Source organism: Pseudomonas sp. NMI542_15, assembly GCF_021283425.1.
Classification (GTDB): domain Bacteria; phylum Pseudomonadota; class Gammaproteobacteria; order Pseudomonadales; family Pseudomonadaceae; genus Aquipseudomonas; species Aquipseudomonas fortuita.
This window is the reverse complement of record NZ_JAJSRO010000009.1, coordinates 72,501-93,196: the sequence shown is the minus strand read 5'-3', so window position 1 is coordinate 93,196 and position 20,696 is coordinate 72,501. Positions and strand designations below refer to the sequence as shown.

Sequence of the window (20,696 nt, the reverse complement as noted above, 5' to 3'; positions counted from 1 at the left end):
GCCTCACAGGTCCGGGTACAGGCGGCCAGGGTTGAACACCCCCTGGGGGTCGAGTTGCTGCTTGAGGGCACGGTGGTAACGCATCAGTGCGGCGGGCAGGGGCGGGCTGCTGGCTGCCCCGGGGGCGTAGCAGGTGGCGTGGCCGCCCACCTTGGCGACCTGGTCGCGAATCGCCTGCGCCGGTGCACTGGACTTCAGCCAGCGCTGGGCACCCCCCCAGTCGATCAACTGCTGGCCGGGCAGTTGCAGCTCGCCGGTGGCGTTGGGCAGCGACAAACGCCATAGCGGCGCAGGGTCACTGAAGAACGCCAGGCGCTGTTCGCGCAGGTCGCTCCAGAAACCGCTGTCGAGCATTTCGCCGCCCAGCCGCTGGCGGGCCGACTGCACCGAGCCTTCACCGCCTTCCAGGCGCAGGAACAGGGCGTCACCGTCATGGCAGGCCGCGCTGATCGGCAGCGGCTGCTGGCCCCATTCGGCCAGCTCGGCCAGTGCCTGGTGGCAGCCCATCGGCAGGCGCAGGCTCAGGCATTCGCGCGGCCGAGGCAGCACTTTCAAGGAAATTTCAGTCAACAGCCCCAGGCAACCGAAGCTACCCGCCATCAGCCGTGATACATCGTAACCGGCCACATTCTTCATCACCTCGCCACCAAAGCGCAGCAGCTTGCCGTGGCCGGTGATTACCCGCGTGCCGAGCACGTAGTCACGTACCGACCCGGCCCACGGCCGCCTGGGGCCGGACAGGCCCGCCGCGACCATGCCGCCCAGGGTGGCCTCGGGGCCCAGGTGCGGCGGTTCGCAGGGCAGCATCTGGCCGGCCTCGTGCAGGGCCGCTTCGATCTCGCGCAGCGGTGTGCCCGCACGGGCGGTGAGCACCAGTTCGGTGGGGTCGTAGCTGACGATGCCACGGTGGCTGCGGGTGTCGACAACTTCGCCGGCCACCGGGCTGCCGAGCATGGCCTTGCTGTTGCTGCCCTGGATACGTAGTGGCGTGCCGTGGTTCAAGGCCTGGGTGACCTGCTGTAGCAGGGCCTGGCTGATGTCGCGGTCCATGCTCATCAGAAACGCTCCAGGTCAGGGAAGGGCAGTTGCCCGTGGTGCACATGCATGGCGCCGAACTCTGCGCAGCGGTGCAGGGTGGGGATGTTCTTGCCGGGGTTCAGCAGGCCCTGCGGGTCGAAGGCGGCCTTGACCGCGTGGAACAGGGTGATTTCGTCGCTGTTGAACTGGGCGCACATCTGGTTGATTTTTTCGCGGCCTACGCCGTGCTCGCCGGTAATGCTGCCGCCCACCGCCACGCACAGTTCGAGGATCTTGCCGCCGATGGCTTCGGCCCGTTCCAGCTCCCCGGGCAGGTTGGCATCGAACAGGATCAGCGGGTGCATGTTGCCGTCGCCGGCGTGGAACACGTTGGCCACGCGCAGGCCGTATTCGCGGGACAGGTCACTGATGCCCTTGAGTGCCCGCGGCAGTTCGCGGCGCGGGATGGTGCCGTCCATGCAGTAGTAGTCCGGGGAAATGCGCCCCACCGCCGGGAAGGCGTTCTTGCGCCCGGCCCAGAAGCGCACGCGTTCGGCCTCATCGCAGGCCAGCCGCACCTCGCGGGCGCCGGCTTGCGTCAGCACCGCGGCCACCCGTTCGCAGTCGTCGTGCACATCGGCCTCCACGCCGTCCAGTTCGCATAACAGGATGGCCGCCGCGTCCACCGGGTAGCCGGCGTGGATGAAGTCTTCGGCGGCGCGGATTGCCAGGTTGTCCATCATCTCCAGGCCGCCTGGAATGATGCCGGCGGCGATGATGTCAGCCACTGCCCGGCCAGCGTCCTCGACGCTGTCGAAACTGGCCAGCAGCACCCGTGCCACCTGAGGCTTGGGCAGCAGTTTCACGGTCACTTCGGTGACAATGCCGAGCATGCCTTCAGAGCCGGTGAACAGTGCCAGCAGGTCGAAGCCGGGGCTGTCCAGGGCATCGCTACCCAAGGTCAGGTGTTCACCTTCGACCGTGAGAATGTCCACCTTCAGCAGGTTATGCACGGTCAGGCCGTATTTGAGGCAGTGCACGCCACCTGCGTTCTCGGCGACGTTGCCACCAATGGAGCAGGCGATTTGCGAGGACGGGTCTGGCGCGTAGTACATACCATGAGGTGCGGCGGCCTGGGAGATGGCCAGGTTGCGTACGCCGGGTTGCACACGGGCGTAGCGGCCCTGTGGGTTGACCTCAAGGATGCGGTTGAAACGTGCCATCACCAGCAGGATCCCCTTGGCCAGCGGCAGGGCACCCCCCGACAGGCCGGTACCGGCGCCACGCGCTACCACCGGTACGCCGCGTTGGTGGCAGAGCTTGAGCAGCGTCTGCACCTGCTCCAGGCGCTCGGGCAGCACCACCAGCAGCGGCACCGTGCGATAGGCCGACAGCCCATCGCATTCGTAGGGTTTCAGGTCTTCTTCGCGGTGCAGGATATCGAGGTCCGGCAGGGCGCTGTGCAGTGCCTGCAGCAGGGCTGCCTGGTCCACGGCGGGTAGCGCGCCATCGACGCGTTCGTCGTACAGGATATTCATCGGCTCACTCGGCAACGGTTTTTGTTGTTGTTGGCAAAGCGGTCACGGTTGCAGCCTGCGCGTGCCAGCGCCTGGGGTCGAGCATGGCGGGCACTGGTCCTACCAGTTTTTCGCCGTGGTACTGGTTATTGGTGGGTTTACCCGGCTAGATTTGGATAGATGGGCTAACTGGTCCTACCAGCAGGAGGGTGCACAATGGTTACTGACGGCAAAGCCAAGGTCGCCGACCAGGTGGCCGAGCGGGTCGAGCGGCTGATCGTCGACGGCGTGTTGAAGGTGGGCCAGGCCCTGCCATCGGAGCGGCGGCTGGTAGAGAAGCTGGGTTGTTCACGCTCGGCCCTGCGTGAAGGGCTACGCATTTTGCGCGGGCGCGGCATCATCGACACCGAGCAGGGGCGAGGCTCGTTCGTTGCGGACCTGACGGGGCAGGTGGGTGCCACCCCATTGATGCACCTGTTTAGTTCGCAGCCACGCACGCTGTTCGACTTGCTGGAGGTACGGGCTTTGCTGGAGGCCGAGTCGGCGCGGCTGGCAGCGTTGCGTGCCACCGAGGTCGACCGCTTGCTGATTCGCCGGCGTTATGAAGAAATGCTGGCTGCCCACGAGTCGGCCCAGGCGCTGGACGCCCGTGAGCATGCCCGCCGTGACCATGCCTTCCATCGGGCGATCAGCGAAGCGTCACATAACCCGGTGCTGGTGCATACCCTGCAATCGCTCAGTGATCTGACCTTGAGCACCGTGTTTGCTTCGGTCAACAACCTGTACTGCCGGCCGGCGCAGAAACGCCAGATTGATCGGCAGCATGCGCGGTTGTATCAGGCGGTGATGGAGCAATTGCCGGAGCAGGCGCAGCGGGCTGCGCGTGAGCATATCAACGGCATACGCGACAGTTTGCGGGAGATTGAGCAGGAAGAGCAGCGCCTGGTCAGGGCGACCATGCGCATGGATGGTTGGGGGTGATGCTGCCTGTGCCGGCCCTTTCGCGGGCTTGCCCGCTCCCACAGATACTGCACTGGCTCTAGGCCAGGAGTGGTACCTGTGGGAGCGGGCAAGCCCGCGAAAGGGCCGGCACAGGATTGCCTCAATGATCGGCTATGCGGTCATCCTGAGAAAGAATAGCCCTGGCCAGTTCTTCATCATTGGCCTGTAGCCCTGGGTGGTCCTTGCGCGCCTGTTCCAGCGCCGACTCTACATAGGCGCCACGGATTGCACCGCCGCTGGCGACGAAGGCAGAAAGCTCGTCACGGGCCGGGATGATCCGTTTGTCGTCCTTGAAGGTCGAATACAGCGAAGCGGAAACACCGGCTGAGGTGGCGACGTCGCCCGCATCGACGCGGGCCAGGGCAGCACCGGCAGGCAGCAGGAGCAGCAGCGCAGGGGCGAGGAGTAGGTGGCGCATGTCGAGTTCTCCAATACGTGAAGCACAGGGAAATAAACCACTCAGTGTTTAAGAGGGCCAGGGGGGCGGGTAGTTCCCTTTGCAGGCTGGAGATTGTCGGGGCCGCCGCGCGGCCCCCGAGGCAGGGGCAGGCCAACTGGTTGGTGGTCTTCCCCCGGGCAAAGCACACGAAAACGGCTGGTCCGTTTACCGGGGCTGATACGTTCGATCATCCCTTAGTGCCCGGCCCGCCCTGACCGCGTCAACAGCCCGTCTAGCACCACCTCGCATGCCGCGCCCCAGGTGGCGCTTACCGGCTGATGCATCAGCACCGCGAGGCCATCGGCAGTAAAGGTGCCCGGCGTGGCAATGGCCTCGCCCAAGGCCTTGAGCGTACACGCTGGCTGCTGCCCGGCACTGGCCACGCAGTCTTGCAGGTTGCCCAGCACCAGCGCACGCGCTTCGGTTGCGGGCAGGCCTTTGTCCATCAGCCACTGCTGCAGGTCGTGTAGCAAGAAGTAGAACCAGCCATTCATGCACGCCGCCACGGTGGCCAGCTCGAATTCCGGCTCGCCCTGCAGCACCACCAGTTTGCCCAGTGGCTCCAGGTACTGCGTAGTGAGCGCATCGGGTGGGCACACCACTACCGTGGACTGGTTGTACTGCGCCGCATACGACAGCATCGCACGCACACAGAGGGCACCAGGGAACGCGGTGGACAGTTGCGCAAGGTTGACCCCGGCGGCGAGCGAGACCAGGCGCTGGCCTGAGCGCAGCTGTACGTCATTTGCCAGTTCGGCGAGCGATTGCGGGCGCACGCCAAGGATCACAAGTTCTGCCTGGTCGACCACTGCCTGGTTGCTTGCCAGCACCTGGCAACCATGCTCCTGGGCCAGCACGGCTGCCCGTTGCGCATTGCGCGGTGACAACAGGATGGGGCCTTCGAAACCGCTGCGACGCAGGCCGATGACTGTTTTTTCGGTGAGCTCGCCCACCCCGAGAATGCCAAGGCTATGCATGGTGCCTCCTGATCAGCTTTGCAGGCCGGCGCGGCGCTGGCCCCGGTGCAGGTTGAGGTTGACGCCGGCGCTCAGCAGCGGCTCCGGCGGGTTGCGGTTGGGGCCTGCGGAGCCCAGAAGGACGTCGATCAGCGCGTCGCGTTCGCCGCTCACCCAGTCGGCCAGCAGGGTAACGGTAGCTGTGCCACGGGTGATGGCAAGGCCGTTGCAGCACAGCGCCGCATGCACGTTGGGAGCGAGGGTACCGAAGTGCGACAGGTGGTTGCGCGACAGGCCCATCGAGGCACCCCACGTCTATTCAAACGCCATGCCAGACAGCATCGGGAAGCGCCGCTCGAACGAATCGCGATGCTGGCGTCCGGCACGGGCGATGTGGCGTGGGTTGGCGCCGAAACCGCCGCAACCGTTGTCGTGCGCGGGGGTAGAGGTGTTTCTGTACATGGTTTTTATCCGTGTTTTTTTGTCCACTATGGCATTGGCGGTTGGGCGGGGACTATGACGGGAGGGACGGGGAACGGGATGTTATGGCTGCAGGATTGCCTGCGGACGGATTGACCGCGCCGGGCCGAGCGTGATTTGCTCGGCGCTACGGCTTCTTCGCGGGTGAACCCGTGAATGACTCGATACGATCATTCAAAGGAAACTGAAGGTCCCACCATGCCCGACTACAAGCTGCATTGCTTCGCCGAATCCGGCAACGCCTACAAGGCTGCGCTGATGCTCGAACTCACGGGCCAGGACTGGCAGCCGGTGTTCGTCGACTTCTTCCATGGCCAGACCCGTGAGCAAACCTGGCGCGATGAGGTGAACGAGCAGGGCGAGGTGCCGGTGATGGAGCACGCTGGCAAGCGTTTCACCCAGTCTGCGCTGATTCTGGACTACCTCGCCGAACAGACCGGCCAGTTCGGGCCCCGTGACGATGACGAAAAGCGCGAGATCTGGCGCTGGATGCTGTTCGACAACCACAAGTTCACCAGCTATTACGCCGCGCTGCGCTTTCTGTTCTGCCTGAAGAATACCGGCGAAACGGACGTGACCCGGTTCCTGCGTGAGCGTGCCACGGCGGCTTACCGCATTGTCGACGCGCACCTGGCGAAGACGCCGTTCATGGTTGGCGGCCGGCTGACCATCGCCGACCTGTCGTTGGCGGGGTATGTATTCATGCCGGAAGACACCGGTATTCCATTGGCGGAGTTCACCCATATCGAGGCGTGGAAGGCGCGGATCCAGGCGCTGCCAGGCTGGAAGCACCCGTATGAACTGATGCCGCGCACGGCATCCTGACCCATTCGCGGGCACGCCCGCTCCCACAGGTACTGCATAAGCTTCAAGCTTGCGCTGTCCCTGTGGGAGCGGCTTTAGCCGCGAAAGGGCCGGCTCAGGCATTACAAAACTCAGATCGACAACCGCACCACCCGGTTATCCAGCGCCTGCTGTTCCTGCCCGCGCCGCTTGTTCACCACCAGCTCGCCAATCGCAATCAGTCGCGTGCGGGTGATGTTGCGCGATAACCCCAGCAATTGCGCGGTATGCACCTGATTGTAATGGCAGAACCGATAGGCCGAGCGCAGCAGGGCGTTTTCCACTTTCTCGTACAGGTCGCCCGACTGCTCCTCGTACAGCCGGCTGAACGCCCGCTGTAGCAGGTCCTCCACACCATTGCCTGCCGGCTCCTCTTCTTGCCGCTCGATGCGCAGGTTGGACAAACGCAGGTCCTGTGCCTGTATCGTACCGTCGCCACAGGTCAGCAAGCTGTGGTGAATCACGTTTTCCAGCTCGCGGATATTGCCCGGCCAACTGTATTCCACCAGCTTGGCCTGGGCCTTGGGGCTCAGTTCCACCGGTCCGTAGCCAAGCCGGTCGCTGTAAGTGCGGATGAAGTGCCGGGCCAGCGGCAGGATGTCACCCGGGCGGTCGCGCAACGGGTGCAACTGCAAGGTCACCACGTTCAGCCGGTAGTACAGGTCCTCACGGAAATGCCCGGCGTTGATGGCCTTTTCCAGCTGCACGTTGGTCGCAGCCAGTACCCGCACGTTGATCGGGATGCTCTTGCGCGACCCAAGCCGTACCACCTCGCGCTCCTGCAGCACGCGCAGCAGCTTGACCTGGATCGGCAGCGGCAAGTCGCCGATCTCGTCGAGGAACAGGGTGCCGCCGTTGGCCTCCTCGAACCAGCCGGCCTTGGCCGACAGGGCGCCGGTGAAGGCGCCTTTTTCATGGCCGAACAGTTCGGCTTCCACCAGCGATTCGGAGAATGCGCCGCAGTTGACCGCAACGAACGGCCCGTTGCGCCGGCCGCTGAGGTTGTGGATGTGGCGCGCGACCAGCTCCTTGCCCGTGCCGGTTTCGCCAATGATCAGGACGCTGGCCTCGCTGGGGGCGACCTGTTGCAAGTGAGCGAGCAGCGCCTGCGATCTGGGGTCTTCGAAGACCTGTGCGGTCGCCCTGATCGAGGTGGCCAGTGTCGGTGACGGGGGGAGGGTCAGCAGTTGCATGGGCAGTCCTCAGGAGTAGAAGGATGGGGCAGGACGTTTGTCGTTGAGGGCCCACTCGCCGAGTTCGTGGATGCGATAGTCCACCGGGTCGTGCAGGGTTTGTGTGCGCAGGTTGCGCCAGTGCCGGTCGAAGCGCAGCGAGGCATGGGTGGCACGGGCACCGGTGACTTCGAACAGGCGGTTGCAGATGTCCAGGCCGTGGCGGCTGGCGGCGACCTTGGCGGTGCCGATGGCCAGCGCCAGGTCGCCGCGCTCCTCGGCGGTGAGGGCATGTTCCTTGGCCCAGGCGGCGTCCAGTTGGCGCGCGGCCCGTTCGATCAGCAGGCGCACGCTTTCCAGGCCGACCCAGAACTCGCCGTAATGACGCAGCACGTAAGGGTCTTCGGCACTGCTGGCGGCGCTGGAGCGGAACCACGGCCGGCTTTCCTTGAGCGTGTACTGACGGGCTTCGTCGAAGGCGCCCTCGGCAATGCCGAGGAACAGGTTGGCGAAGTGCAACTGGGCAATCAGCGGCCGCAGGGCGGCAAACGGCGTGCTCAGGGGGCCTGGGTCGAGCAGCAGTTCATTGTGCTCGACCCGCACACGTTCGAATGTGGCGCTGCCACTGTCGGTCTGGCGCTGGCCGATGTTGTTCCAGTCGCGGTGCAGGCTGATGCCGGTGCGGCCGCTGGGAATGGCGGCGATCAGCAGTTTGCCGCCGGCACGTTCGTCCACCGCCGAGGCGATGAGCATTTCTGAGTCGCTGGCGCCGGAGCAGAAGCTTTTCTTGCCAGAGAACTCGCACCAGCCGTCGAAGTGCTTGACCACCGTGCGCGTGTCCAGCGGGTTCAGGGCATTACCCCAGAACCACTGTTTGCGGGCGGTCTGTTCAAACCACGGCTGCCACTGGTCCGGGCGTGAGAACAGGCGAACGGTGGCCAGCATCAGGTGGTGAAAGCCGAATACATGGGCGATGGAGCTGTCGACCCGGGCGAATTCGCGCACCACCGCGAAGGTGTCGTGCCAGTTGGCGCCCTGGCCGCCGAAGGCCTGCGGGATCGCCAGCGACAGCAGGCCGCTGCCACGCAGCGCATCGCGCTCGGCTTTTGGCGTGCCGCCGCGCTCGTCGCGCTCGACGGCGGTCTGGGCAAACTGCCCGGCCAGTTCTCGGGCGATTGCCAACGCCGGGCGCAGGGGGGCATTTACAGGTGCATTCATGGCCGCTCCTCAGGCGCTTTTACGCAATGCGTGGTGGGCGCCGAACAGCGGCACGGCACGCTCGGCGGCCAGGCGGATGCGGGCGGCGAGGGCATCGCTGGACACCCGATAGTCGGCCAGTTCCGCCTGGCTGGCGAACACGCCGATGGGCAGGGTCAGGGCCTGCAGGAAGCTGAACAGCGGGCGCAGCTGGTGGTCGAGCACCAGTGCATGGCGTTCGCTGCCACCGGTGGCAGCGAGCAGTACCGGGGTGTCGACCAGGGCGTCCTGGCCGATCAGGTCGAACAGGTGCTTGAAGTGGCCGGTGAAACTGCCACGGTACACGGGTGTGGTCACCACCAGCAGGTCGGCCTTTTCCACCAGGCGCAGCTGCTGTTCGACGGTTTCGGGCAGTTCGCTGCGCCACAGGGCACTGCCCAGCGGACGGGCGATGTCGCCCAGTTCGATCAGGTGCGGCTTGATGTGCAGGTGTTCGGCCAGCTCGGCCAGGATTGCCTCGGTCAGGGCCAGGGTGCGCGAAGGGCGGGAAGTACCGCCGGACAGGGCTACGACGTTCAGTGGGGTGCTCATGGGCAGGTCTCCGGTTCTGGTTGAGCGGGACTTTGCTTGAGCAATCGTCGTGCCGAATTAAAAAATCCCTATAAATCAACAAGTCAGCAACTTTTCAAAGGCGAGCTGCTGTTGCCGGACGGGCGTTTCGTGTTGATCGGGTGTTGCGCTGCCAACAGTTGGCCAAGTGTTGGCGGCTGTGCAGTGGCGAGAGTTATAGAGGATTATTTTTCATTAAAAAAAGAATAAGAATTTATATTGTTATTCTATTTTATCGATGTACGGCTGTTTTGCCGGTACCGACGATGCCCTGCACGAAGGTCACCAGTTGCTCCTTGGCGGTCATTACAGTCCCCCATTGCGCCTGCCCGCACAGCAAGCCCAGCACTGCATGGGCAATCGACCGCGCGCGCGGAGTCGTCAGGCCGCACTCGGCGGCGACGATGTCGCTGAGTAGCCCGCTGTATTCAGCTTTCAACTGTTCAACTTGCAACAGTTGCTCCTCGTTCAGATTCATGGCCTCCCGCGTCAGCAACACCAGCTTGTCCGGGTTGGCTTGGCTGTAGGTCACAAAGGCCTGTACAAAACAGGGCAAGCGTTCACTGGTGGCTCGGGCGCCTTTGAGGCATTGTCGGGTTTCATACAGCAGGTCGGTCAGGCTCGACTCGATCAGCTCGAACAGCAGGCCCTGTTTGGTATCGATATGGTGATACAGCGAGCCGGCGCGCAGGCCCAGGTGACTGGCCAGGTCACGCAGGCCGATGGCCTGGTAGCCATGGCTGGCAAACAGCGCGGTGGCCGCATCCAGCAAGCGGTCCCGGGCGTGTGGGGTAGGTACGGGCGAGAGGCTGGAAGCGGGCATGGCAGCACCTGTCGGCGAATTGATGTTTGACCAAATGTAAGACAACAGGCATCTTACGTAAAGACTCAATCGCGGAGGTGTTTTGTGGATAATCAAACGGTGGTGATCGTAGGTGGTGCCTCGGGTCTGGGCCTGGAAACAGCCCGGCTGATGGTCAAGCGTGGCGCTGGCAAAATCGGCCTGATCGACCGCAACGAGCAATTGTTGGTACAAGCTGCAGAAGAGCTGCGCGGGCAGGGTGTGGAGGTGGCAATCGCAGTCGGTGACATTGCCCGCAAGGACACCGCCCACGCAGCCTTCGCACAGATCGTTGAAGGCCTGGGACGGGTGCATTGCCTGGTCAACAGCGCGGCCATCTACCCGCGCCAGGACATCTTCGAGATCACCGACGAAGAGTGGGACCTGGAAAACGCCGTGAACATCAAGGGCACCTACCACATGATGGTCGCGGCGGTGCGCCACATGCAGCAGTACGTGGCAGCCCCGGCGGTGACCGGGCGCATCGTCAACGTCACCTCGGTGGATGCCTTCAAGGCCCACCCGCAAAACGCCCACTATGCGGCGACCAAGGCTGCGGTGGTAAGCCTGACCAAGTCGTTCGCCCAGGCCTGTGCCAAGGACCAGATCCTGGTCAACTCGGTGGCGCCGGCCGGTTTTGCCACCGAGCGCGCCAAGCAGTTGGGCTTCCTTGGCGAACTGGCCGCCGCCAACCCGCTGGGCCGCGCGGCGGAGCCGGCAGAAATCGCCGAGTGGATCGTGATGATGGGCAGTAGCCGCAACAGCTATGCCACGGGTGAAAGCGTGATTGTCAGCGGGGGTTACATCTATGCCTGAAGTCGCATTCCCCGAGGGCTACCAGCGCGCGCTGGTGACCGGGGCTACCAGCGGTATCGGCAAGGCCATCGTGCTGGCGCTGCGTGACGCCGGCCTGCAGGTGATTGCCGTGGGGCGCAGCCCGCAGGCGCTGGCGGAGCTTGCTGGCGAGCCAGGTGTGACCACCTTGCAGGCGGATGTGCGCGACTACCGGTCGCTGGCTGCCGCGCTGGAAGGGCAGGCGGTGGATGTGCTGGTCAACAACGCGGGCATTCTGTCTACCCGTGCGGCGTTCCAGGACATCGACGAAGCCGAAATCGACAATATGCTCGACATCAACCTCAAGGCGCCGCTGCACCTGGCGCGCCAGGTGTTGCCGGGCATGGTCGGGCGGGGCAGGGGGCATCTGTTTTTCATCGGCTCCAGTGCCGGCCGCGCGCCGCACCCTGGTGCGGCGGTGTACGGGGCGTCCAAGGCCGGCGTCAGCCTGTTCTGCGATGCCTTGCGCTGTGATCTGCTGGGCAGCGGGGTGCGGGTGACCGAAATTGCCCCGGGCAGGGTGCAGACCCAGCTGTACAAGGCAGCGATGGGCATGCAGGCAGCGGGTAGCGAGCTGTATGACGGCTACGAGTCGATCCAGCCGGAAGACATCGCACAGCTGCTGCTGGCGGCGCTGAAGATGCCCCGGCAGGTGGATGTGTCGCGGCTGGAAGTGTTCCCCACGGCGCAGGCGGTGGGTGGCGGGCGGATGGTCAAGACTGCGGGTTGATCTAGCAGTTGTGTTGCCTGTGCCAGCCTCTTCGCGGCGGTTTGGCGCCTCGCTGAACCGCTCCGGCAGAAGCCGGCATAGGAAGGCGAGATTTGGGAAAATAGGTGCTTGACCACCTGTAAGACAACATATAACTTACATGAAGACCGTTTCAGCCGGTCGAGACAACTACAAAGCACTGCAGGGGATATGACGATGACTGCGACATCATGCCGGGTCGGCGTGGACATAGGCGGGACCTTCACCGATATCGCGCTGGACGTGAACGGCGTGCTGCATTCGACCAAGATCCTGACCGACTATGAGCTGCCCGAACGGGCCATCCTCACTGGCGTGCGCCAGGTGGTGGAGCAGGCAGGCCTGGCGCTGTCGGACATTGATCAGTTGATCCACGGTACCACCCTGGCCACCAACGCCCTGATCGAGCGCCGTGGCGCACGCACAGCCTTCATCACCACCGAAGGCTTCCGCGACACCTTGGAAATGCGCACCGAGAACCGCTTCGAGCAGTACGACATCAACATCGTCCTGCCGCCGCCGCTGATCGACCGCGAACACCGCTACACCCTGCGTGAACGCCTGAATGTCAAAGGCCAAGTGCTGATTGCCCCTGCGCAGGCCGAAATCGATGCCCTGGTCGAGCGCATCGCCGAAGGCAACTACCAGAGCGTCGCCATCGGCTTCATTCACAGCTACGTCAACGGCGCCCACGAGCGCCAGCTGCGCGATGCCCTGCAGGCGCGCCTGCCGCAGCTGTCGATTTCCATCTCCAGTGAAGTCTCGCCGCAGATGCGCGAGTTCGAGCGCTTCAATACCGTGTGCGCCAATGCCTACGTCAAGCCGCTGATCAAATCCTACCTGGACCGCCTGGTGGTTACCCTCAAGCAAGAGGGCGCCGATTGCCCGGTGTTCATGATTCACTCCGGCGGCGGCATCATCTCGGTGCAGAGCGCAGCAGAGTTTCCGGTGCGCCTGGTGGAGTCCGGCCCGGCCGGTGGTGCCATCTTTGCTGCCGACATCGCCCGCCGCTACCAGCTGGAGAACGTGCTGTCGTTCGACATGGGCGGCACCACGGCAAAAATCTGCCTGATCGAAGACCAGGTGCCGAAAACCGCGAAAACCTTCGAAGTTGCACGTACCTACCGCTTCAAGAAGGGCAGCGGCATGCCGATTTCCATCCCGGTGGTGGAAATGGTCGAGATCGGCGCGGGTGGTGGTTCCATCGCCAGCATCGACAGCATGCGCCAAATTCGCGTGGGCCCGCACAGCGCGGCGTCCGAGCCTGGCCCGGCCTGCTATGGCCGTGGCGGCCTGGAGCCGACCATCACCGACGCCAACCTGCTGCTTGGTCGCCTGAATGCCGACAACTTCGCCGGTGGCGCGCTACGCCTGTCCCGAGACAACGCCGCCAACGCCATGGCCCGGGAGATCGGCCAGCCGCTGGGCATGCAGGCCGACACAGCAGCGTTCGGCGTGTGCGAAGTGGTCGACGAGAATATGGCCAACGCCGGCCGTGTGCACGCGGTGGAAAGCGGCAAAGACATCGCCGACTACACCATGATCACCTTTGGTGGTGGAGGCCCGCTACACGCTGCGCGGCTGTGCGAAAAAATGGGCGTGGCGCGTTTCATCGTCCCGGCCGGTGCCGGGGTGGGCTCGGCCATTGGCTTCCTGCGTGCGCCGTTCGGCTATGAGGCCGTACGCAGCGCCTTCGTGCGCCTGTCCGAGTTCGAGGCCGCGCAAGTCAACGGCCTGATCGACGAGATGAAAGCCGAGTCGCTGGGCTTCCTGCGCCAGGGCATGCCGCAAGGCGAGCCGGAAATGGACTGCACCGCATTCATGCGCTATGTCGGCCAGGGCTGGGAAATCCCCGTCGCGCTGCCTTTCAAAGCCTTCAGCGCTGCCGACACGGTAGAGTTCAAGGCGCGCTTCGAAGAAGCCTACACCCGCTTCTTCGGCCGCCCCATCGAAGGACCGGACATCGAGATCGTCAGCTGGTCGGTCCGGGCCAGTTCGCCGCTGCCGCCGGTGGCACGCATCGAAGAAGTGGGCGCTGCCTACCGCGCCCACGAAGTCACGCGGCGCCAGGTGTTCGACGTGGCCGCTGGCGGTTTCGTCGAAGCCGGCATCTACCCACGCGAAGAGCTGCAGGTCGGTGCCCGTGTGGACGGCCCGGCGATCATCGTCGAGCGCGAAACTTCGACCTTCGTCACCTCCAACTTCACCGCCACGGTCCAGCCAGACGGCTGCCTGCTGGTCGTGCGCCGCTAACGCCTGATTCGGAAGCCAGAACCATGAGCGATACTTTGATCGACATTCAAATGCAGGTGATGTGGAACCGCCTGGTCTCGGTGGTCGAAGAGCAGGCGCTGACCCTGATCCGCACCGCGTTTTCCACCAGCGTACGTGAAGCCGGCGACCTGTCTGCGGGGGTGTTCGACCGTGCCGGCAACATGCTGGCCCAGGCAGTCACCGGTACCCCGGGCCACGTCAATACCATGGCCGAGGCGGTGGTGCACTTCATCAACGACATCGGCGAAGACAACATCTTCGAAGGCGATGTGTACGTGACCAACGACCCGTGGAAGGGTACCGGCCACCTGCACGACATCACCATCGTTTCGCCGTCGTTCTACAAAGGCAGGCTGATCGGCTACTTCGCCAGTACCGCCCACGTGGTGGACATCGGTGGCCGCGGTTTTGGCCCCGATGCCCGCGAGGTGTACGAGGAAGGGCTTTTCATCCCGATCATGAAGCTGTTCGAGCGCGGCAAGGTCAACCGCGACCTGATCAACATCCTGCGCAACAACGTGCGCGAGAACGACCGCGTAGTGGGCGACTTCTATGCGCTGTCGGCGTGCAACGAGACCGGTCACAAACGCCTGCTGGACATGCTCGAAGAGTTCAAGCTGGACGACCTGGAACACATCGGTGGCTTCATCCTGGAGCACAGCCGCCGCGCCACCCTTGAATGCTTCAAGTCGTTGCCCCACGGTACCTACACCAACAGCATGACCCTGGATGGCTACGACGTGCCGGTGACCCTGGTGGTGACCCTCACTGTTGGCTCCGACGGCATCAAGAGCGATTTCACCGGCACTTCGGGCATGAGCCAGTTCGGCATCAACGTGCCGCTGGGCTACGCCAAGGCCTATGCTTGCTATGGCCTCAAATGCATCGTCGCGCCGGAAATCCCGAACAACACTGCATCATTGGCGCCGTTCGAGGTCACTGCGCCGGAAGGCTGCATCCTCAACGCCAAGCACCCGGCGCCGGTGTCGGTGCGCCATGTGCTGGGCCATTTCGTGCCCGACCTGGTGCTTGGCGCACTGCACAAGTGCCTGCCCGGCAAAGTGCCGGCCGAGGGCGCCAGTGCCTTGTGGAACCTGCACCTGAGCGTGCGCCCGCTGGAAAGCAACCCGACTGGCCGGAATGCCGAGATGCTGATGTTCAACAGTGGCGGCATGGGTGCCCGTTCGGCCATGGATGGCCTCAGTGCCACGGCGTTCCCCAGCGGCGTGCACACCATGCCGGTGGAAGCCACCGAGCATGCTGGCCCGGTGGTGGTGTGGCGCAAGGAGCTGCGTGAAGGCTCTGGTGGCGCCGGCCAGTTGCGCGGCGGCCTGGGCCAGGAGATCGAAGTGTCGGCGGCCGAGGGTTACAGCTTCCGCTTCAGTGCCATGTTCGACCGTATCCAGTACGCGGCACGCGGCCTGGAGGGTGGCAAAGCGGGCGCCGAAGGTTTTGTCGGCCTGGACGATGGCAGCCTGCTGCGCGGCAAGGGCCAGCAGTTCGTGCCTGCCGAGCGTCGCCTGGTGCTGCGCCTGCCCGGTGGTGGTGGCTACGGTGACCCGCGCCAGCGCGACCCCAGACAGGTTGAACGCGATGTGCGTGCGGGCTACATCAGCGCCGAACAGGCACGCAACGACTACGGCTTCGACGCCGCCCAGGAGCGCTAGAAAATGGACGTGCAAAGCAGCCGCGTGCGTGCGGTAAAAAGCTCGCCAAGCATGGCGGTGTCGGTACTGGCCAAGCAGATGCTGGCCCAGGGCGAACCGGTCATCAACCTGGCCCTTGGCGAGCCAGACTACAACGTGCCGGCTCACGTTATCGAGGCCGCGTACCAGGCAATGCGCGCGGGCAACAACCACTACACCGGGCCCAATGGCCTTGAAGTGTTGCGCCAGGCCATCGTCGACAAGTTTGCCCGGGAAAACGATCTGGTCTATGGCCTGGACGAAATCTGCGTGGGCAATGGTGCCAAGCAACTGTTGTTCAATGCCTTCCTCGCTACGCTCGAGTCGGGTGACGAGGTAATCACCCCGGCGCCGTACTGGGTGTCTTATACCGACATGGCCCTGCTCAATGGTGGCGTGCCAAAGGTCATCCCGTGCAGCGCGCAGCAGGGCTTCAAGCTCAAGCCCGAACAGCTGGAAGCTGCCATCACCCCACGCACCCGTTGGGTGATGCTCAACTCGCCGAACAACCCGAGCGGTGCGATTTTCACCCAAGAAGAGTTTGCTGCGTTGGGCAAGGTGCTGGAGCGGCACCCGAACGTGCTGATCATCTCTGACGAGATCTACGAGCACATCGTGCTGGGCGATCAGCCGTTCGTGTCCTTCGTCACGGCTTGCCCGCAGTTGCGTGAGCGCACCTTGCTGATCAACGGTGTGTCCAAGGCCTATGCCATGACCGGCTACCGGCTTGGCTACGCCGCCGGGCCAAAAGACCTGGTGGTGGCGATGAACAAGACCCAATCGCAGACCACCACCTGCCCGTCGAGCATTTCGCAGCTGGCGGCCGTGGCGGCGCTGAACGGGCCGCAGAACTTCGTGCGCGAAGCCAACCGCGAGTACCAGGCGCGTGGCGCGCTGCTGGTACAGGGGTTGGCGCAGATCCCGGGCCTGCAATTGCAGATGCCACAGGGCGCGTTTTATGCCTTCCCTGACGTCAGTGCCTTCATTGGCAAGCGCACCCCCGATGGCCAGGTCATTTGTAACGATGCCGACCTTTCGGCCTACCTGCTGCGCGTTGGCAAGGTCGCGACCGTCCCGGGTTCGGCGTTTGGCCTTGAGCCCTACATTCGTCTGTCGTTCGCCACGTCGCGGCAGGAACTGGAACAAGCCCTGGGGCAGTTGCGCGATGCGTTCGCGGCGCTGTCCTGACCCCACCAAGCATTCGAGGTAAGACATGAGCAAGCCTTTCAAACGACTGCTGATCACCGGCGCCGCCGGACGCCTTGGCAGCGTGCTGCGCAAGCACCTGGCCGCCTTCGCCGACGAGCTGCGCCTGACCGACATCGCCGAGATGGGCCACGCTGCGCCGCATGAACAGCTGGTGCGTTGCGACCTGGCCAATTTCAACGATGTGCTGCCGCTGACTGAAGGCGTCGACGCCATCGTGCATGCGGGTGGCGTACCCGTGGAGGACACCTTCGACAAGATCCTCAACGGTAACATCGTTGGCACCTACAACATCTACGAAGCGGCACGGCGCAATGGCGTCAAGCGTGTGGTGTACACCAGCTCCAACCACGCCATCGGTTTCTACGACCGCACCGAAACCATCGACGCAACCGCCGCGCACCGCCCCGACAGCCTGTATGGCGTCAGCAAGTGCTTCGCCGAGGACCTGGGCCGCTATTACTGGGACAAGTTCGCCATCGAGTCGGTCAACCTGCGCATCGGCTCGTCGTTCCCTGAGCCACTGGACCGGCGGATGCTCGCTACCTGGCTGTCGTTCGACGACTTCGCCCAGCTCACCGAGCGCTCGCTGCTGGCGCCGCGGGTCGGGCACATGATCGTCTACGGCATGTCGGCCAACCGCGAAAGCCTGTGGGACAACCGCCTGGCTTCGTCCATCGGTTACGTGCCCAAGGACAGCGCCGACGACTACCGTGACAAGGTGCTGGCCGAGCACCCGCCACTGGATCCGAACGAACCGGCCGCGCGCTACCACGGCGGCAACTTCGCCGGCGCCGGGCACTTCGAAGACCCGAAATAATCGCCTCGTCTGCCACAGGGACAGCGCGGCCCATTGTGGGAGCGGGTTTACCCGCGAAGAGGCCGGTGCGGGTAAAAGAAGCCCGCGTGGCGAGTGTGAATCTTGTATATCGCAACATCAGAAGAGAGCTAATTCCATGGCTTCCACCGCTAAACAACAGAATTACGATGTGGTGATCGTCGGTGGCGCGGTCAACGGCAGCGCCACCGCCTACTTCCTGGCCAACAACCCGGACTTCAACGGTTCGGTACTGGTCATCGAGCGCGACTGGACCTACAACAAGTCGGCCACCGCGCTGTCGAGCAGCTCGATCCGCCAGCAGTTCTCCAACCCGATCAACATCGAAATTTCCAGATTCGGTGCCGAGTTCGTGCGCAGCTTCCCCGAAGTGATGGAGGTAGATGGCGATCGCCCGGACCTGGCCTTCCACGAGAACGGCTACCTGTTTCTGGGTGATGACAAAGGCTACGAAGTGCTGCGCCGCCTGCACGATACCCAGGTATCCCACGGCGCTGACGTGCACTTGCTCGACCCCGAGCAGCTGCAGCGCACATTCCCTTGGGTGAACATCGACAGCCTCGCCGGTGCCAGCTACGGGCGTAGCGGTGAAGGCTGGTTCGACAGCCTGGGCATGCTCAACGGCTTCCGCCGCAAGGCGCGCTCGATGGGCATCGAGTACATCGAGAACGAAGTGGTGAGTGTCCAGCGTGAAGGCGACCGGATTACCGGCGTGCAACTGGCCAGCGGAGAGCGCATCGGCTGCGGCCTGCTGGTCAACTGTGCCGGTACCCGCGGTACCAAGGTGGCGCACATGGCCGGCCTGGATATCCCGGTCGAGCCGCGCCGCCGCTCGCTGTTCGTGTTCGATTGCCGTACCCCGCTGGAAGGCACCGTGCCCCTGACCATCGACCCGACCGGGGTGTTCTTCCGCCCCGAAGGCAAGTTCTACCTGGGCGGTACCTACCCGAAAAACGACCCGGAAGTGGACTTCGAAGATTTCGATGTGCTGCACGAAGAGTTCGACGAAGAGGTGTGGCCGATCCTCGCTGAGCGGGTGCCGGCGTTCGAAGGCATCAAGGTGGTCAACTTCTGGGCCGGGCACTACGACTTCTGCGTGCTGGACCACAACGCCATCGTTGGCCCGCATAACGAGGTGAACAACTTCCTGTTCTGCAATGGCTTCAGCGGGCATGGGCTGCAGCAGGCACCGGCCATTGGTCGGGGGCTGTCCGAATTGATCACCTATGGCGGCTACCGCTCGCTCGACCTGAGCGCGCTGAGTTACCAGCGGGTGATCGACAACAAGCCGTTCCTGGAAGATTCGGTCATCTGACCGCAGCGCATGAGGGAGAACAACAATGAGCAACTCCGAAGTGAAGCGCAGTGGCGGCCAGGTACTGGTCGATGCCCTGCGGGTGAATGGTGTCGAGCGTGCGTTCTGCGTGCCAGGTGAAAGCTACCTGGCAGTGCTCGATGCGCTACACGATGTGCAGGATGAGATCGACCTGATCGTCTGCCGCCAGGAGGGCGGTGCTGCCTACATGGCCGAGGCCTACGGCAAGCTGACAGGCCAGCCAGGCATCTGCTTCGTCACCCGCGGCCCAGGTGCCACCAACGCCTCGGTGGGCGTGCACACCGCGTTCCAGGACTCCACGCCGATGCTGCTGTTCATCGGCCAGGTGGCACGTGACCAGATCGAACGCGAAGCCTTCCAGGAAGTGGACTACCGGCGCATGTTCGGCCAGATGGCCAAGTGGGTGGTGCAGATCGACGATGCCGCGCGCATTCCCGAACTGGTCAACCAGGCTTTCCAGCGCGCCATCAGTGGCCGCCCTGGTCCGGTGGTAATCGCGCTGCCAGAAGACATGCTCACTGACCTGGTGCAGGTCGCCGATGCGCGCCCGGCCCAGCGTGTCGAGGCTGCTCCGGCGCCCCAGGCACTGGGCGAGTTGCAGGCGCTGCTGGCCAAGGCCCAGCGGCCACTGGTGATTGCCGGTGGCGGTGGCTGGAATGACCAGGCGGTGGCCGACCTGAAGCGCTTCGTGCAGGCGCAGAACGTGCCACTGGCGGCGTCGTTCCGCTGCCAGGACCTGTTCGACAACACCGACCCGCACTATGCCGGTGACCTGGGCCTGGCTGCCGGCCCGGTGTTGGTCGATGCGGTAAAGCAGTCTGACCTGTTGATTGTGGTGGGTGCCCGCCTGGGTGAGATGACCACGGGCGGATATGCGCTGGTCGACATTCCAACGCCAAAGCAGGCGCTGGTGCATGTACATGCCAGCGCCGAGGAGATCGGCCGCGTTTACCAGCCGACCCTGGGCATCAATGCCGGCCCCGGCAGCTTCCTGGCCCAGGCCGCTGCCTTGCAGGCGGTGCGTCCGGCGGAATTCGCCGACTGGGTCGCCAGCCTGAACAGCGGCTACCGCGGCAACTTCGAAACACCGCGCTCGCCGGGTGATGTGCAGATGAGCGAAGTGATCGCCTGGCTGAACAAGACCCTGCCGGCCGACAGCATCCTCACCTGTGGTGCCGGCAACTACACCGGCTGGGTGCACCGTGGCTACCAGCACCGTGTATTCCGCACGCTGCTCGGGCCTACCAACGGCTCGATGGGCTACGGCGTGCCGGCGGCAGTGGCGGCCAAGCTGACCTACCCGCAGCGCACGGTGGTGGCGTTTGCCGGTGACGGTTGTTTCCTGATGAATGGCCAGGAACTGGCCACTGCGGCGCACTACGACGCACGGGTGATCACCGTGGTGGTCAACAACGGCATGTACGGCACCATCCGCATGCACCAGGAGCGCACCTATCCTGGGCGGGTGTCCGGCACCGAACTGCACAACCCGGACTTTGCCGCCCTGGCGCGCGCCTATGGGCTGCACGGTGAAACCGTTACCCGTACCGAGGACTTCGCTGCCGCTTTCGAGCGTTGCCAAGTGTCCGGCAAGCCGGCGCTGATCGAAGTGCAGGTCGACCCCGAAGCCCTGACCCCGCGCATGACCCTCAGCCAGATTCGCGACAAGGCCCTGCAAGCCAAGCGCTGATTCACCTCGGGT

19 protein-coding genes and 1 pseudogene are annotated in these 20,696 nt (G+C 64.1%); 11 read left to right on the top strand and 9 right to left on the bottom strand.

The features are described from left to right. Nucleotides 1-3 precede the first annotated feature (3 nt). Together glcE and glcD are read right to left on the bottom strand one after the other, a co-directional pair. Nucleotides 4-1,056 (bottom strand): glycolate oxidase subunit GlcE, encoded by a 1,053-nt coding sequence (gene glcE / locus LU684_RS14945; RefSeq protein ID WP_232894779.1) that lies wholly within the window; start codon nucleotides 1,054-1,056, stop codon nucleotides 4-6. Continuing rightward, the gene (gene glcD / locus LU684_RS14940; protein WP_232894778.1) at nucleotides 1,056-2,555 is read right to left on the bottom strand and encodes a glycolate oxidase subunit GlcD; all 1,500 of its coding nucleotides are present in this window, start codon (nucleotides 2,553-2,555) and stop codon (nucleotides 1,056-1,058) included. The genes glcE and glcD overlap by 1 nt, the downstream gene beginning before the upstream one ends. A gap of 195 nt (nucleotides 2,556-2,750) precedes the next feature. On the opposite strand from glcD, the gene glcC reads away from it, so the two are divergent. Beyond that, complete coding sequence (glcC, locus tag LU684_RS14935; RefSeq protein ID WP_016487610.1) at nucleotides 2,751-3,515, top strand: transcriptional regulator GlcC; 765 nt, start codon at nucleotides 2,751-2,753, stop codon at nucleotides 3,513-3,515. 121 nt (nucleotides 3,516-3,636) lie between these two features. Here glcC and LU684_RS14930 read toward each other — a convergent pair whose 3' ends face one another. The 3 genes and pseudogenes from LU684_RS14930 to LU684_RS14920 form a co-directional block, all read right to left on the bottom strand. Then, nucleotides 3,637-3,954 carry a DUF2388 domain-containing protein gene (locus tag LU684_RS14930; RefSeq protein WP_016487609.1) on the bottom strand — a complete coding sequence of 106 codons (318 nt, stop codon included), beginning with the start codon at nucleotides 3,952-3,954 and terminating at the stop codon, nucleotides 3,637-3,639. Nucleotides 3,955-4,169: 215 nt separating this feature from the next. Next, on the bottom strand, nucleotides 4,170-4,952 hold the full coding sequence (locus LU684_RS14925; RefSeq protein ID WP_016487608.1) for an NAD(P)-binding domain-containing protein: 783 nt from the start codon (nucleotides 4,950-4,952) through the stop codon (nucleotides 4,170-4,172). A gap of 12 nt (nucleotides 4,953-4,964) precedes the next feature. Continuing rightward, nucleotides 4,965-5,303, bottom strand: a pseudogene (locus LU684_RS14920) (FAD-dependent oxidoreductase); the annotation flags it as partial. A 306-nt stretch (nucleotides 5,304-5,609) separates the two neighbouring features. On the opposite strand from LU684_RS14920, the gene LU684_RS14915 reads away from it, so the two are divergent. Further along, nucleotides 5,610-6,236, top strand: a complete 627-nt coding sequence (locus LU684_RS14915) for a glutathione S-transferase family protein (RefSeq protein ID WP_023048997.1) — start codon at nucleotides 5,610-5,612, stop codon at nucleotides 6,234-6,236. Nucleotides 6,237-6,346: 110 nt separating this feature from the next. Here the strand turns inward: LU684_RS14915 and sfnR are convergent, their stop codons facing one another. The 3 genes from sfnR to msuE are packed head-to-tail and all read right to left on the bottom strand — an operon-like array spanning nucleotide 6,347 to nucleotide 9,214. Further along, the gene (gene sfnR / locus LU684_RS14910) at nucleotides 6,347-7,447 is read right to left on the bottom strand and encodes a sigma54-dependent transcriptional activator SfnR (protein WP_232894776.1); all 1,101 of its coding nucleotides are present in this window, start codon (nucleotides 7,445-7,447) and stop codon (nucleotides 6,347-6,349) included. 9 nt (nucleotides 7,448-7,456) lie between these two features. Next, nucleotides 7,457-8,644: an acyl-CoA dehydrogenase family protein gene (locus LU684_RS14905; RefSeq protein ID WP_016487603.1), complete on the bottom strand. Its 1,188-nt coding sequence runs from the start codon at nucleotides 8,642-8,644 to the stop codon at nucleotides 7,457-7,459. Nucleotides 8,645-8,653: 9 nt separating this feature from the next. Next, nucleotides 8,654-9,214 carry an FMN reductase gene (msuE, locus tag LU684_RS14900; RefSeq protein ID WP_016487602.1) on the bottom strand — a complete coding sequence of 187 codons (561 nt, stop codon included), beginning with the start codon at nucleotides 9,212-9,214 and terminating at the stop codon, nucleotides 8,654-8,656. A 36-nt stretch (nucleotides 9,215-9,250) separates the two neighbouring features. On the opposite strand from msuE, the gene LU684_RS14895 reads away from it, so the two are divergent. Continuing rightward, nucleotides 9,251-9,442, top strand: coding sequence for a hypothetical protein (locus LU684_RS14895; protein ID WP_139138779.1), 192 nt, complete (start codon nucleotides 9,251-9,253; stop codon nucleotides 9,440-9,442). 22 nt (nucleotides 9,443-9,464) lie between these two features. Here the strand turns inward: LU684_RS14895 and LU684_RS14890 are convergent, their stop codons facing one another. After that, nucleotides 9,465-10,055, bottom strand: a complete 591-nt coding sequence (locus LU684_RS14890) for a TetR/AcrR family transcriptional regulator (RefSeq protein ID WP_016487601.1) — start codon at nucleotides 10,053-10,055, stop codon at nucleotides 9,465-9,467. A gap of 84 nt (nucleotides 10,056-10,139) precedes the next feature. On the opposite strand from LU684_RS14890, the gene LU684_RS14885 reads away from it, so the two are divergent. The 8 genes from LU684_RS14885 (at nucleotide 10,140) to LU684_RS14850 (ending at nucleotide 20,684) form a co-directional block, all read left to right on the top strand. Further along, nucleotides 10,140-10,889 (top strand): SDR family NAD(P)-dependent oxidoreductase, encoded by a 750-nt coding sequence (locus LU684_RS14885; protein ID WP_232894775.1) that lies wholly within the window; start codon nucleotides 10,140-10,142, stop codon nucleotides 10,887-10,889. Continuing rightward, nucleotides 10,882-11,637: an SDR family oxidoreductase gene (locus tag LU684_RS14880; protein WP_016487599.1), complete on the top strand. Its 756-nt coding sequence runs from the start codon at nucleotides 10,882-10,884 to the stop codon at nucleotides 11,635-11,637. The genes LU684_RS14885 and LU684_RS14880 overlap by 8 nt, the downstream gene beginning before the upstream one ends. A gap of 195 nt (nucleotides 11,638-11,832) precedes the next feature. Further along, entirely contained in the window at nucleotides 11,833-13,908 is a 2,076-nt protein-coding gene (locus tag LU684_RS14875; RefSeq protein WP_232894773.1) for a hydantoinase/oxoprolinase family protein, read from the top strand. A 23-nt stretch (nucleotides 13,909-13,931) separates the two neighbouring features. Continuing rightward, nucleotides 13,932-15,596, top strand: coding sequence for a hydantoinase B/oxoprolinase family protein (locus LU684_RS14870; RefSeq protein ID WP_016487598.1), 1,665 nt, complete (start codon nucleotides 13,932-13,934; stop codon nucleotides 15,594-15,596). 3 nt (nucleotides 15,597-15,599) lie between these two features. Then, nucleotides 15,600-16,802 (top strand): pyridoxal phosphate-dependent aminotransferase, encoded by a 1,203-nt coding sequence (locus tag LU684_RS14865; protein ID WP_232894772.1) that lies wholly within the window; start codon nucleotides 15,600-15,602, stop codon nucleotides 16,800-16,802. Nucleotides 16,803-16,827: 25 nt separating this feature from the next. Further along, the gene (locus tag LU684_RS14860; RefSeq protein WP_016487596.1) at nucleotides 16,828-17,640 is read left to right on the top strand and encodes an NAD-dependent epimerase/dehydratase family protein; all 813 of its coding nucleotides are present in this window, start codon (nucleotides 16,828-16,830) and stop codon (nucleotides 17,638-17,640) included. 136 nt (nucleotides 17,641-17,776) lie between these two features. Further along, complete coding sequence (locus LU684_RS14855) at nucleotides 17,777-18,973, top strand: NAD(P)/FAD-dependent oxidoreductase (RefSeq protein WP_095115469.1); 1,197 nt, start codon at nucleotides 17,777-17,779, stop codon at nucleotides 18,971-18,973. A 25-nt stretch (nucleotides 18,974-18,998) separates the two neighbouring features. Next, nucleotides 18,999-20,684 carry a thiamine pyrophosphate-binding protein gene (locus LU684_RS14850; RefSeq protein ID WP_016487594.1) on the top strand — a complete coding sequence of 562 codons (1,686 nt, stop codon included), beginning with the start codon at nucleotides 18,999-19,001 and terminating at the stop codon, nucleotides 20,682-20,684. Nucleotides 20,685-20,696 lie beyond the last annotated feature (12 nt).